Below are 14,333 nucleotides of genomic sequence, written 5' to 3'. Positions count from 1 at the left end.
GGTCGCATATGCGGCCTTTTTTTTATGAAATTTTTTGAGATTTGCCGTTATGGGTCTCGACTAAACGCTACAATCACGGCATGTCTTTAACACCTCATAAAATTACTATCTGTGCGACTGCGCGACTTGTGCGCGGTGTGCTTGCTCAGCATCAGCAACAACAGCTCGAAAGCGGCGCTACGCAGTGGCAATCTGCTCAGGCTTATACACTGCAGCAATGGCTAGATGAGCTGATAAGCCATGCCAGTTTATTCGGGATTTTACCCGGCGATGCTTTACCCACGGTGACGTTGAGCAACATTGCAGAAGCATACTTGTGGGAGCAAGCGATTGAAACTTGTCTAGCCAAGCATGAGGCTGCGGCTTTGTTTGATATTCGTTCGATGGCAAAATCTGCGATTGAAGCGAATAACTTAATGCTTAATTGGCAACTGCTTGAAGCTGATATTAACCATGATTTTATCACGCAAGAAACGCGTCAATTTTTGCGTTGGCGACATACGTTTGAAGACTTTTGTACCAAGCAAAATGCTATCGAGTCCGCACGCTTAACTGCATTACAAATCGCGCTATTTGCACAGTTTCAACAACAAATTACCAGTGAACTAGCGTTGCCATCCCATATTCAGTTAGCTGGTTTTGACCGCATTACACCATTAGAATTACGCTTGTTTGAGCTGTTAAAAGTTTCTGGTGTAAAAATTGAAGTGCTGGCAAGCAATATACATAGTCAAACTGATATTCAATACTTAGCAGCGATGGATGCACATAGCGAATGTCGCGCTGCTGTGGCTTGGGCAAAGCAAAAGCTGACAGAAAATCCTAAAGCGCAATTGGCGATTATTAGCCCAGCGTTGGGTAGTATTCGCCGTGAGTTGGCTGATTTACTCGATGATACCTTTCACTCTGAAACGCTGGATTCCAGCCTATATGAAACGCCACGCTGCTATGATTTTTCGTTGGGTTTAGCGCTCACAGAGTACGCAATTGTGCATAGTGCATTACAGCTTTTGCGTTTGGCGGCTAGCAAAGCAGATTTGATTTTTGATGAAGTCACGCCACTTTTACAAGATGTCTATTGGGGTAGCCAGCAAGAGTTGGATGCCAGAGCGCAACTGGATGCGCATTTGCGCAGAAATATGAATGCCAGTTATCACTTAGAATCGCTCATCAAGCAAGCAAGCAAACTGCAAACCAACGGCGCATCATTAGACGAGTTGCTTGAAAACTTAACGCAAATTTCACGGTTTCAAAATCAACTGGGCAAGCAACGACAGCTACTTTCTGCTTGGGTGACGGCTTTTGTGCAATTGCTAGATGAGTTGCATTGGGCTAAAACACGCTCGCTCTCAAGTCATGAGTTTCAAACTCAGCAAGCTTTTTTGAAGTGCTTAAAAGAGCTAAATGGCTTAGATGCGATATTTGGCAATATTTCTGCGAGCACTGCTGTGCAAAAAATCACCGAGCTTTGCAATGCCACCATGTTTCAGGCAGAAGCTAAAGGCAATATTCGTATTCAAATTTTAGGGCTTTTAGAAACACCAGCGGTGCAACTAGATGCCGTCTGGGCGCTGAACATGAACGACCAACATTGGCCGCCTGCGGTAAAACTTAACCCGCTATTACCCGCAGATTTGCAAAGAAACCGCGGTACGCCCAACGCCAGTGCGGCGGTGCAGAGCCAGTTTGCGTCATTAGTACATCAACGCTTAATGACATGTGCACCAGAGGTGATTTTTTCATATGCAACAAAAGAAGAAGAGCGCGAATTGCGCCCATCACCTTTGTTAGATATTCAAGATGAGATATACACATCGAATACCATTCAAACGCTGGCAGAACGATTAGCGCAACCAGCGACTTTGCAGCTACTTGATGACTTTATCGCGCCTGCTGTTTTAGCCGATGAAAACGTGCGTGGCGGTGTGAATTTATTTGCCACCCAAGCCAAATGTCCTGCATGGGCGTTCTATCAATATCGGCTTGGTGCGGCTAAGCTAGAAACCCCTGTTGATGGCTTAGATACGATGTCGCGAGGCAGCTTGCTACACATGGTATTGCAACTTTTTTGGCAAGATTGCAAAACGTTGAGCAATCTAAAATCTTTTTCTGAAACGTTGTTAATTGAAAAAATTAATGATGCAATCGAAAAAAGCATACAAGCTTTAAGTGCAGAAATTAGCTATCACATTCCACCGCAAGTTTTGCAAATTGAAAGAAACAGACTTCGCCAACTCATGCAAACGTGGCTAACATTAGAACTCGAACGCGCTGATTTTGTGGTGGACGCCTGCGAGAAAAAATTTGAGCTTGATGTTGAAGGGCTAAAGCTTAACTTAAGCATAGACCGAATTGATAAGCTTGCAGAAGGCGGATTAGTTGTCATCGACTACAAAACCAGCACTGTCGTGAGTCCTTCAAGCTGGGCAGAAGACCGCATTGCCGAGCCACAGTTGCCTATTTATGTAGTGCTGGCACTTAAGTACGAGCAAGTGGTAGCCGTCAGTTTTGCCAAAATCCGCAGTGATGAAACCAAGTTTATTGGCTTATCTGCTGAGCAAGATGTGTTACCAAAAGTGACAACATTAGGAAAAGTGGCTAAAAGTTCAGCGTTTTATGAGTTTTCAAATTGGGATGTTTTATTAGAGCATTGGTACACCAGCTTGACCAATATTGCACAAGAAATCAAAACAGGGGTCGCCGATGTAACAATGAGCAACGAAGCTGATTTGATTTATTGCGATGTTAAACCACTGTTACGTTTACCTGAACGATTATTGCAATTTGAGAACATGCAAGTGGCTTTACAAAATGGAGGGAATGCATAGTGACTGCTTTGAATTCTCTTAATTTAGCTACTTTAGACTTAAATGAAATGGACACATTAAATCGTGTTCGCGCATTAGAACTCGCTTCATTTATTGTAGAAGCACCTGCTGGTGCAGGTAAAACCGAGTTGCTCACGCAGCGCTACTTAAAACTATTGGCGACAGTGAATGAGCCAGAAGAAATTATCGCGCTGACTTTTACCAATAAAGCTGCAGCTGAAATGCGTAACCGTATTTTGCTCAGTTTAGAAAATGCGCAACACCAAACCATAGAAACCGCTGCTCACAAATTAAGAACACGCGAGTTAGCAAATGCCGCGCTCACGCAATCCAAGTCCAAAGCATGGGATATTATTAATCAGCCAAGCAGGCTACGCATTCTAACCATAGATGCTCTGTGTAGCAGCCTAACGCGGCAGATGCCTTTGCTGAGTAAGTTTGGTGGTCAACCTGCTGTGAGTGACGATACGGATAGTCACTACATAGAAGCTGCACGTCGAGCAATAGCACATATCGTGCATGAAACACAACCCGACGATACCGTCACCATTGCCCTAAGTTATTTAGATAACAATAGTGAAAAGCTCGCCGAGTTGTTGGCAAAAATGTTAGCAAGGCGCGACCAATGGCTGCCACACGCGGTAGATTTGCATACTAAGGATATTGAAGAGGTCTCGCAAAATACAGCAGTTGCGCTACAACACTTAATTGCTGAGAGCCTACAAGATGTGCTTGATACATTAGGCGCTAGAGCGCAAAGTTTACTCATGCCGCTTGCCAGATATGCTGCCGGCAATATAGAGGCAGACGCTGATATTGCGCCTTTGCGCGAATGGCAGCAACCACTCACCGCAGAGGCTGAATGCTTGTTGGAATGGCAAGCACTCGCAAATTTTTTGGTGACCAAAACCGAGCGTACCTTTCGTAAAAGCCTCAATAAGAATATAGGTTTTCCTGCGACTGATGAAGGCAAAACTCATAAAGAAGCCTACTTTGAAATCGTTAATGGCTTAGAAAATAGCCAAGTCATTGCCAGTGTGCTCGATTTACCTGCTTTAGCAAATATTGCCGAGAATCAAGAGATTATTAAAGCACTCACTCGCTTACTAATATTGGCTGAGCGGCATTTATGGATAGTTTTTCAAGCGGCAGGGGAGGTGGATTTCGTCGCCATTGCACAAAGTGCCCAACTGGCGCTAGAAAACGAGCAAGGCGCGACTGATTTAGCGCTAAAACTAGACTACAAAATTTCACATTTGCTGATTGATGAGTTCCAAGATACCAGTCCAGTGCAAACGCGTTTAATTGAGAAGCTCATTGAGGGCTGGCAGCCAGATGATGGGCGCACGCTATTCTGCGTGGGTGATCCTATGCAGTCCATCTATCGTTTTCGCAAAGCCGATGTAAGCTTGTTTCTGCAAGCCAGCGAGTTTGGTATTGGTCATTTGCCGCTTACACGATTGCAATTAAGCCGTAATAATCGCTCACACCCTGCGGTGGTTGATTGGATTAACCACGCATTTAAGCAAGTTTTCCCCACGGACGATAATATCAATCAAGGTGCGATTAGTTACCGAAAATTCACGGCTACACGACCAGAAGTGGCAGGCGAGGGCGTTAAATTACATCCTTTGATTTTAGAATATGCAGAAGAGGTAAGTGCAAAAGCCGACCTTAAGCAGATTGAAGCCAGCTATGTGGCGGATTTAATCGTCAAACTTCGTGCTGAGAATGGCGCGAGCAATACCATTGCTGTTTTAGTCAGAAGTCGCAGTCATTTAAAAGAGCTTGTGTCTGAAATTAGACGTAATCATCCAAGCTTAAAGTTTCAAGCCGTTGAGATAGAGCACTTGAATGAGCGGCAAACAGTGCAAGATGCATTGTCATTGGTCTGCGCGCTACATCATCGTGCAGATAGAACGCATTGGCTCAATTTATTACGCGCCCCGTGGTGCGGGCTAACGCTAGCTGATTTGCATGCGTTGGCTGGAGACAATCATCGTGCGACTATTTGGCAATTGATGCAGGATAAAGCAAGGTTAAGCCGCTTGAGTAATGATGGTCAATTACGTTTAGCGCATGTTCATACCGTATTAAGCGCTGCATTCAATGGGCAAGGTCGCATGCCTTTACGCCGCTGGTTGGAAAGTACCTGGTTGCAACTCGGTGGTGGTAAGTGCTTGGTAGATGCAGGCGACAACCGTGACGTGCAAGTGTTTTTTGATTTGGTCGAAAAAACTGGCCGCAGCGGACATCTTGATATTGCAGCCTTAGAGTTAGGCATGAAAAAACTTTACGCCAAGCCCGATATAGAAGCCGATGGTAGCGTGCAGTTTTTAACAATACATAAATCCAAAGGTTTGGAGTTTGATGCAGTGATACTGCCTGCCTTAAATCGCCAACCTAGGCACGGCGATAACGAGTTAGTGTTATGGCAAGAGGTGATGGTGGATAACCATTTGCATTTAATTGTTGCGCCATTAAAGAGTAAAGCTGTTGCTAAAAATAATAATGGCGCTGACGTCTATGATTTTCTTAAAAATCTAGAAAAAACACGTGCAGAAAATGAGTTAGTGCGTTTACTTTATGTGGCCGCCACGCGCGCGCATAGACAGCTACATTTGATTGCTAGCATGCAAGCCAATAAAGACGGTGACATTAAGCCTACTGCAAACTCCTTATTACAAGCGTTGTGGCCTGCGGTAGAAACCAATTTCACACAAGCGACACCTTTTATTCAAAGTGCTAGTACTTCATCCACGCTAGATATAAAACAGTTCAAACCGCAACTGCAACGCTTGCCAAGTGAGCATTTTGTAAGCGTTTCCAATGTTATGGAGAAACCTGATTTACAGCTAAATGAGCAAGCTGATGTTTTAGAGGACTTCTCAAGTGAGAGTGCTCGTGCAATTGATTTCCAAAAACATTGCGGCACACTCGCACATCTATACATGGAACTGTTTGCAAAAACAGACTTACAAACTTGGACAAGCCAACGTTTACAACAATGTCAGCCAGCTATGCAAAAGTGGTTGGTGCAACAAGGCCATGCAAAGCAGCTTGCGGAGCAGGGGGCGGTGCAAGTTCAAACTGCTTTGCAAACTACGCTAGCAAGTGAAGCTGGGCAATGGGTTTTGCAAAGTCATTCTGATGCTGTCAGTGAGTTAAGCCTATTGCAAACGGAAGAGGCTAGCGTTAAAAACCATGTGATAGACCGTACTTTTGTTGAAGGTGGTGTACGTTGGATTGTGGATTATAAATTGACGGCTTTGGATGAAGAAAAAAATACATTGGATGATTTAAGTCTTGCAGCTGAGCAGCACCATCCGCAGTTGGAGCGTTATGCAGGGTTGTTTACCAGTGAGGGTTTAGCTGTTAAAAAGGCGGTGTTGTTTTTAAGTGTGGGGAAGTTGGTGGAGTTGTAGCTGATGGCTTTGAAAGCTTGATAAACTGGCTGACTTGCAAACTGTTTATTTCGCCACTAGGCGAGTTACTTTCTTTTGCTTGCTCAAAAGTAAGTAACCAAAGAAAAGAGCACCCCCTACCGCTTGTTCCCCGAGTTGCTTAGCCTTAATGGGCGTCAAGCGGAAACTCACTTCGTTCAAACAGCCGCTTTCCGAAACCTCCCATTAAGCCTAAACAACTCAGGCGCGGCAGCAGGGGATGAAAGTGCACTGAAGTTTCACGAGTGCTGATTGTTGACTTTAATCTTTCAAACCTAACTATTCTGACAAGGACGGGATATAAATGTGTGAGTTAAGGGGCACGTTTTAGCGTGTGCCGCTTGAATGATTGGTTAGCCATTGCCAGTAGCTACCATTTGATAATAGTTTAGATAAATGCCATCGGTCTGAGCAGCATGGCGTTTTTTTCTCAAAAGTAGGCTAGTGAAATCTATTCTTTCTTCGAGAACAGCCATTAGGTCACCACCATCCATGAGAATAATAGCCGCGCCACCAGCCTGATGTGCGGATACACCATCTTGAGAAAATCCATTAATTGATAGAAAAATCCCTAATGTGTTTTCAAGTTTTGTTTTAACTTTATCGGAGAATACTGCTAAATCAGCTTTATTGACCAAATTTTTCTGCCACTTTGCTTCAAAAAGATATTCCGTACCTTCAAGTGAGAATGCACCATCAATTTGTTCACCTAGATTTTTAAATGATGCTTTGGGGTCTAAATCAAATAAATCAAAAAGTTCATACATAGTTTTTTCCAACTCAAAACCTCTGCTTTGAGCATTTTCTGAACTAACCAATGCCATATATTTATTTTTAATAGAGTCTAATTTTTCCCGAACAGCTTTATTTTCCTTAATTTTTTGAGCAGCTTGATTTTGACGTTTTTTTATATCATCTTGTTCTTTTGCTAAGTCTTGATGTGGTTCTACAAGTTGCTTTAACCTTTCAACAGCGCTTCTGGCTTTTTCAACCTTTTGAGTACCATCTTCAAGCTGTTTTAAATTAGAAAAATCATTCAATTTACAAATTTCAAAACAAATTTTTGTTAAATCTCCAATATGTTTTTCTGGATTTTGAAACAAAAAATCGACAACGTCAGATGCAATCTGACGTTTGTAATTTTCCCAATTGAATTTATTAAGAATCGAAGGGTTTGATAAGCATAATTGTAAAAATCCTCTTAACTCTAATTTATACCAATAAACAGAGCAAAGAGCTTCTTTTAAAGCCATAACTCCAGCAGGTGAAATTTGTTTTGCCAATCTATTTCTCGCCCTTATGGCTAACAGTTATTAAGCGGACGCATGCGTCCGCTTAATAACATTGTGGATATTGATTTTTGCATATTATTTTTCTTTTTAAATCTTATAGTTAAGGTTTGCTCTGTCCGTATAGTAATCAATCACTAGTGCGGGCGCAAATCATTTAATGAGTGCTTTGTTTAAAACTAACTTTTTCTAATGTTGCTTAAAATGCCGACGCACATACCAAATCACAAAGAGTAAACCTGCCGCAAAAATCACGTAATGAAACTCATGGAAATATACTTTTAAGTCTTCCCAGTGTTCTCCAGTTTTCATGCCTGCGTAACCAAGCAACCAGCACCATATGAACGAGCCGATAAATGTGTAAATGATGAATTTAGACATATTCATCCGTGCAACACCTGCTGGAAAGGCGATGAAAGTACGCACACCAGGTAGCATTCGACCAATAAAAATAATTAACTCGCCATGTTTTGCAAAGGCATTGTCTGCCCAGTCTAAATCTCTTTTGCTAATCAGCAGATATTTGCCGTAGCGCTCGGCTAGCGGTCTGCCGCCAAACATGCCGACATAGTAAGCTGGAATTGAGCCTAATACACAGCCAAGCGCGCCTGCTAATGCTATGCCCATGAGAGTCATTTCGCCTTTGGAGACCAAAAATCCAGCAAAAGGCATGATGATTTCTGAAGGTAAAGGAATACATGCCGACTCGATTGCCATGAGCAGCATCACGCCACCATAGCCCAAAGTAGAGATGACGCCCATAATCCACGTGGCGACAATCGCGATAAATTTTTCCAGCATATTTTCAGCTACTTTCTAATATAAATTCTTTTTTCTTAAATAAATTCTTTTAGCAACGTTTTCACAAAGTCAGTTCTCAGGTTCAGGTCTTCTAAACCTATCGTCACTCTGAGCTTATCAGGGCCATTCATTCGGCAACGGCGGTCACGTTGTAGTAAGGCAATCAGTTTGGTTGGGTCAATGTCTGCTTTGGGGTTAAATTGTAGCTGAATCGCTTCTGAACTGGCGTCAATTTTAATGATACCAATCGCTTTAGCGGCAATGCGCAATCTGTGGCAGGCAATCAGCGCTTCGCCTTGCTCTGGCAGCAAGCCAAAGCGGTCGATTAACTCTTCTTGCATATTGTCTAAATCATCGTCATTGACGCAGTTAGCTAGACGTTTGTAAATGACCAAGCGTTCATGCACATCTGGGCAATATTTCGTGGGTAGCAGTGCAGGCGTGTGAAGATTGATTTCAGTGGTGACGCCAAGCGGTGCATTTAAATCGGGTTCTTTACCGGCTTTAAGCTGTTTAACGGCATGGTTGAGCATATCAGAATACAAATGAAAGCCAATTTCTTGCATTTCACCACTTTGGCTGTCACCTAGTAATTCGCCTGCGCCACGAATTTCTAAATCGTGCATGGCAAGGTGAAAGCCTGCACCTAGATCTTCCATGAGTTGAATGGCATCTAAACGTTTTTGCGCTTGTACAGTAATTTTACGATCGGGGTCTGTGAGCAAGTAAGCGTAAGCTTGATGATGCGAACGACCCACGCGGCCGCGTAACTGGTGCATTTGCGCTAAACCAAACATATCAGCTTTGTTCAAAATGATGGTGTTGGCGGTTGGTACATCAATACCAGTTTCAATAATGGTCGTGCACAGCAATAGGTTGTAACGCTGGTTATAGAAATCACGCATCACATGTTCTAGCTCGCGCTCGCGAAGCTGACCATGCGCGACTGCTATGCGAGCATCTGGCACAATGCGTTCGAGTTTTTCACGCATGGAATGAATAGTGTCTACTTCATTATGCAAGAAATACACTTGACCACCGCGTTTAAACTCACGCATTACCGCTTCGCGAATGATACCTTCAGAATAATCAGTATGGAATGTTTTGATGCTCAAACGCTTTTGTGGCGGCGTGGTGATAATTGAAAACTCGCGCAAGCCTTCCATTGCCATGCTTAATGTGCGTGGAATCGGCGTGGCGGTTAGCGTGAGTATATCGACCTCAGCACGCAGGGCTTTAAGCTGTTCTTTTTGGCGCACACCAAAGCGGTGCTCTTCATCTAACACTACTAAGCCTAAGTTCTTAAACTTCACATCTTTTTGAATCAAGCGATGCGTACCGATAATAATGTCGATATTGCCAGCTTCCAAGCCCGCTAAAGCTTCTTTTTGCTCTTTGGCAGTTCTAAAGCGTGATATTTCGGCGATCTTAATCGGCCATTCAGCGAAGCGGTCTTTAAAGTTATTAAAATGTTGCTCGGCTAATAACGTTGTTGGCACCAGCACCGCAACTTGCCTACCGCCCATTACCGCGACAAAAGCGGCGCGCAGGGCAACTTCCGTTTTACCAAAGCCTACATCGCCACAGACCAATCTATCCATAGGGCGACCAGATTGCATGTCTTTGATAACGTTTTCAATCGCCTCTAATTGGTCTGGGGTTTCTTCAAACGGGAAGCCTTCACAGAAGCTTTCATAATCATGCAGACTCAATGTGAACGCATGACCCCGACGTGATGCGCGTTGTGCGTATAAGTTAAGTAATTCAGCCGCAGTATCACGAATTTGCTTCAGCGCTTTTTTCTTTGCTTTTTCCCAGTTGCCGCTACCTAAGCGATGCAACGGTGCTGATTCAGGCGGGCCGCCTGAATAACGCGAGATTAAGAAAAGCTGTGACACTGGCACGTAAAGCTTATCTTCACCAAAATACTCAAGTAGCAAAAGCTCGGTTTCGCCTTCACCAAAATCTATATTCACTAAGCCCTTGTATCGCCCAACGCCATGCTGCTCATGCACCACTGGGTCATCCATGCGTAGCTCAGATAAGTCTTTGAGCATGCCTTCCGTGCTGCGCGCCTTTTCTTTTTCTCTACGCCGTTGTTGGCGCACCGTGGCGGCATATAGCTCTGCTTCGGTAATGACAGCAATGGATTTGCTAGCAGTTTTGCTTTCTAAGCAAAAACCATGATGCAGCGGTGAAACACCGAGCATGACTTTTTCTTTAGAATCAACAAAGTCTGCCCAAGTTTCAATCATGGTCGGTTGCAAGCCATGTTCAGCAAATAGCTGTGAAATAGTTTCTCTGCGGCCTAGGCTTTCTGCGGCAATTAAAATGCGACCAGAGAAATCACTGATGTAGTTTTGCAATTTATGCAAAGGTTGCTCAGCACGGCGCTCGATATCCAGCGCAGGTAGCCCAGTAGATTTAGTGTTGGTATTTAATAAAATGCGAGTAAATGGATGCGTGGCACTAAAAAAATCTTCTGTTTTAATCAGTAAAGTTTCAGGCGTTAATAGTGGACGTTCCGCATCATGCGCTAATGTGCGGTAGCGAGATTGCGCTTCGCGCCAAAACTGTTGTGCGCTTTGGTCTAAATCGCCATGCAAGCACAGCACACAATCAGTTGGCAGATAATCTAAGAAGGTGGCAGTTTGCTCAAAAAATAAAGGTAAGTACCATTCAATACCACCAGAAGCGATGCCTTTGCTGACATCTTTATAGATTTTTGCGCGTTGTGGGTCGCCTTCAAAAGCTTCTCTAAACTGACCGCGAAATAGCGCAACGCCTGCTTCATCAAGCGGAAACTCACGTGCAGGTAACAATCGGATTTCTGGCACAGGATAAAGGCTGCGTTGTGTATCCACATCAAAAGTACGAATCGTTTCAATTTCGTTATCAAACAAATCGATACGGTAAGGTAATGCCGAACCCATAGGGAATAAATCGACTAAACCGCCACGCACGCTAAATTCGCCATGCGAAATCACTTGGCTCACATGATGGTAGCCTGCTTCTGCGCATTGACGACGCAAGGCTTCAGTATCAAGTATCTGCCCTTTTTTAAGCATAAAGGTATTAGCACTTAAATAAGCCTTGGGGCTTAAGCGGATTAGCGCGGTCGATAAAGGCACAATAATCACATCACATGAATTTTGGCTAATTTGATAAAGCGTGGTGAGTCTATCGGAAATTAAATCAGGATGAGGTGAGAACTGATCGTAAGGTAGCGTTTCCCAATCAGGTAATAAATTCACCGTGAGAGAGGGCGCAAAGTACGGGATTTCTTCAAGCAGGCGTTGTGCATCAAATGCATTCGCGGTAATAATGACTAATGGTTTAGTTGGCGTGGCACTTTTGATTTTAAGCGCTAACTCAGCTAAAGCTAGCCCATCCTCACCATTGGTGGAGAGTTCAACACGGTTTGATTGGCCTGATTTTGGAACTAGCAGTGAAGTCTGCGACATGTATGAATTTAATGATATTTTGAAAGGCTAGATTATAACGGCACAAGCTATGCTGCGATGTTTTTTCTTATAACGATCATCTTAAGATGAGTCTGTTAAATGCTGGTATTTATGCCGTTCCACCTACTGTAAGTGCATCAATTTTAAGCGTAGGCTGGCCAACGCCAACAGGTACACTTTGACCTTCTTTGCCACAGGTGCCAACGCCACTGTCTAAAGACATGTCGTTTCCTATCATAGACACACGTTTTAGCACTTCTGGGCCATTACCAATCAAAGTGGCGCCTTTGACTGGATAAGTGATTTTACCATCTTCAATCATATAAGCTTCAGCAGCGCTGAATACGAATTTTCCGCTAGTAATATCTACCTGACCGCCACCAAAATTAGCCGCATACAGACCTTTTTTGACTGATTTGATGATTTCTTCTGGAGGTACAGTACCGTTTAACATATAGGTATTGGTCATGCGTGGCATGGGAATATGGGCGTAGCTTTCGCGGCGCGCATTACCTGTTATAGGCATATTCATTAGGCGTGCATTAAGCGTATCTTGTATATAGCCACGCAGAATGCCATCTTCAATCAATACTGTTCTGTTAGTTTGGTTGCCTTCGTCATCCATGCTCAGTGAACCGCGTCTATTTTGAATCGTACCATCATCCACAATGGTGATGCCTTTAGCAGCGACTTGCTGGCCTATCATGTTTGAAAAAGCTGAACTGCCTTTGCGGTTGAAATCACCTTCTAAACCGTGGCCGATGGCTTCATGTAACAAAATTCCAGGCCAGCCAGCGCCTAATACTACTGTCATGCTGCCAGCAGGGGCCGGGCGCGCATCTAAGTTCACAATGGCTTGATGCACGGCTTTTTGAGCATATTCTTGCAGAATAGCCTCACTGAAATAACTGTAGTCAAAGCGACCGCCACCGCCACTAGAACCTTGCTCACGGCGACCATTGCTTTCGGCAATCACATTGATAGAAAGGCGTACGAGAGGACGTACATCTGCCGCCATTACACCATCGTGGCGTGCGACCATGACCACTTCGTATTCACCAGCGATAGAGGCTGTCACTTGTGAAACACGTGAGTCTAAACTTCTTGCGATTGCTTCTAAACGCTCAAGTAATCTCACCTTAGCATCGGCTGAAAGCGAGGCAATAGGGTCTTGCGGAAGGTAGAGTGGTGATGCTTGGCGTTTGATGACTGAACTAGCGGTTTGTTCAGTGCCAAGGCTAGCAATCGCCTTGGTGGCTTTAGCGGCCTCTTGAAGCGCGCTTAAAGTAATATCGTCAGAATAAGCAAAGGCGGTTTTTTCACCACTGACTGCACGCACGCCTACACCTTGGTCGATAGAAAAATTGCCTGATTTAACTTGACCTTCTTCTAAACCCCAACTTTCGGCACGGCTGTATTGAAAATATAAATCTGCATAATCAATTTTGTGCGACATCATATCGCCCAAAACATTTTGCAGTTTTGCAATATCTAAGCTAGCTGGAGCAAGTAAAGACTCGGTAGCTAGGTCAAAATGCGTGCCTAATGTTTTAGATGAATTTGTTAATGTGTCGACTTTAGTGGTCATTAATGCTGATTCCGATTTAATTAATTACGTACAAGAACTTACAAAATTTACTTAATAATACGATGCTTAAGTGCAGGCAAACTATTTCTTAAGCTGGCCTGATATTGCGGATTCATAGTGGCAATCACCACGCCAGAACCACGTGGTAACCTGTCTAGAATAACACCCCAAGGGTCGACAACCATACTATTGCCATGCGTTTCTCGGCCTGATAAATGATAGCCACCTTGCGCAGGTGCAATCACATAACTTAAGTTTTCGATAGCACGCGCACGAATTAAGGTTTCCCAATGCGCTCTGCCAGTGGTGTCAGTAAACGCTGCTGGAACAATAATCATGTTAACTTCACCCATGGCGCGGTAGAGTTCAGGAAAGCGTAAATCGTAGCAAACTGACAAGCCGATTTTACCAAAAGGTGTATCCACTACTTGAACCTGATCGCCCGACTCTATGGTATTTTCTTCGTGATAATGCTCATTACCTAAATCTAAACCAAATAAATGGATTTTGTCGTAGCGGGCAACTTGCTTACCTTTATCGTCATATACCAAGCAACTATTACGCACTTTATTTGGAAAATTGCTGGTCAATGGCACTGAACCGCCAATGAGCCAGATTTTATGCTTCTTAGCCATTTTGCTTAAAAATGCTTGGATTGGACCTTTGCCTTCCTCCTCACGTACCGCCACTTTGTCGGTTTCTTTAAGACCCATAATGGCAAAATACTCTGGCAACGCAACCAATTTTGCCCCTTGATTCGCTGCAACTTCAATCAAACGTTCTGCTTCATTTAGGTTGGCAGAAACTTGTGGGCCTGATGCCATTTGAATGGCGGCAATTTTAATAATATTACTGTCAGCATTTAAACTACTAGGTTTTGCTTTTGTTGTTTTTAAGCGAGAGGTTATAGCCATGATTAA

7 protein-coding genes are annotated in these 14,333 nt (G+C 43.7%); 2 read left to right on the top strand and 5 right to left on the bottom strand.

Annotated elements, in window-relative coordinates:
• Positions 1 to 80 precede the first annotated feature (80 nt).
• Together PSV17_RS01095 and PSV17_RS01090 are read left to right on the top strand one after the other, a co-directional pair.
• A complete protein-coding gene (locus PSV17_RS01095) occupies positions 81 to 2,828 on the top strand; it encodes a PD-(D/E)XK nuclease family protein (protein ID WP_300478689.1) in 2,748 nt (915 codons plus the stop codon).
• Positions 2,828 to 6,253 (top strand): UvrD-helicase domain-containing protein, encoded by a 3,426-nt coding sequence (locus tag PSV17_RS01090; protein ID WP_366910264.1) that lies wholly within the window; start codon positions 2,828 to 2,830, stop codon positions 6,251 to 6,253. The genes PSV17_RS01095 and PSV17_RS01090 overlap by 1 nt, the downstream gene beginning before the upstream one ends.
• A gap of 371 nt (positions 6,254 to 6,624) precedes the next feature.
• Here PSV17_RS01090 and PSV17_RS01085 read toward each other — a convergent pair whose 3' ends face one another.
• The 5 genes from PSV17_RS01085 to PSV17_RS01065 form a co-directional block, all read right to left on the bottom strand.
• On the bottom strand, positions 6,625 to 7,554 hold the full coding sequence (locus PSV17_RS01085; RefSeq protein WP_300478686.1) for a hypothetical protein: 930 nt from the start codon (positions 7,552 to 7,554) through the stop codon (positions 6,625 to 6,627).
• Positions 7,555 to 7,749: 195 nt separating this feature from the next.
• A complete protein-coding gene (locus PSV17_RS01080; protein ID WP_300478684.1) occupies positions 7,750 to 8,361 on the bottom strand; it encodes a DedA family protein in 612 nt (203 codons plus the stop codon).
• Between the two features lie 35 nt (positions 8,362 to 8,396).
• The gene (gene mfd, locus PSV17_RS01075) at positions 8,397 to 11,825 is read right to left on the bottom strand and encodes a transcription-repair coupling factor (RefSeq protein WP_300478681.1); all 3,429 of its coding nucleotides are present in this window, start codon (positions 11,823 to 11,825) and stop codon (positions 8,397 to 8,399) included.
• A gap of 109 nt (positions 11,826 to 11,934) precedes the next feature.
• Positions 11,935 to 13,413 carry a metalloprotease TldD gene (tldD, locus tag PSV17_RS01070; protein ID WP_300478678.1) on the bottom strand — a complete coding sequence of 493 codons (1,479 nt, stop codon included), beginning with the start codon at positions 13,411 to 13,413 and terminating at the stop codon, positions 11,935 to 11,937.
• A 47-nt stretch (positions 13,414 to 13,460) separates the two neighbouring features.
• Positions 13,461 to 14,327, bottom strand: coding sequence for a carbon-nitrogen hydrolase family protein (locus PSV17_RS01065; RefSeq protein ID WP_300478675.1), 867 nt, complete (start codon positions 14,325 to 14,327; stop codon positions 13,461 to 13,463).
• Positions 14,328 to 14,333 lie beyond the last annotated feature (6 nt).

This window comes from Methylotenera sp., from assembly GCF_029946165.1.
In the GTDB taxonomy this organism is placed as follows: domain Bacteria; phylum Pseudomonadota; class Gammaproteobacteria; order Burkholderiales; family Methylophilaceae; genus Methylotenera.
Note: the sequence above shows the minus strand (reverse complement) of the source record. Positions and strands in the feature narration are given on the sequence as shown.

What these genes read in the sequence shown, in the direction of transcription:
- PSV17_RS01095 (WP_300478689.1), top strand. Translation starts at nt 81, where the DNA reads ATGTCTTTAACACCTCATAAAATTACTATCTGTGCGACTGCGCGACTT.
- PSV17_RS01080 (WP_300478684.1), bottom strand. Translation starts at nt 8,361, where the DNA reads ATGCTGGAAAAATTTATCGCGATTGTCGCCACGTGGATTATGGGCGTC.
- mfd (WP_300478681.1), bottom strand. Translation starts at nt 11,825, where the DNA reads ATGTCGCAGACTTCACTGCTAGTTCCAAAATCAGGCCAATCAAACCGT.
- tldD (WP_300478678.1), bottom strand. Translation starts at nt 13,413, where the DNA reads ATGACCACTAAAGTCGACACATTAACAAATTCATCTAAAACATTAGGC.
- PSV17_RS01065 (WP_300478675.1), bottom strand. Translation starts at nt 14,327, where the DNA reads ATGGCTATAACCTCTCGCTTAAAAACAACAAAAGCAAAACCTAGTAGT.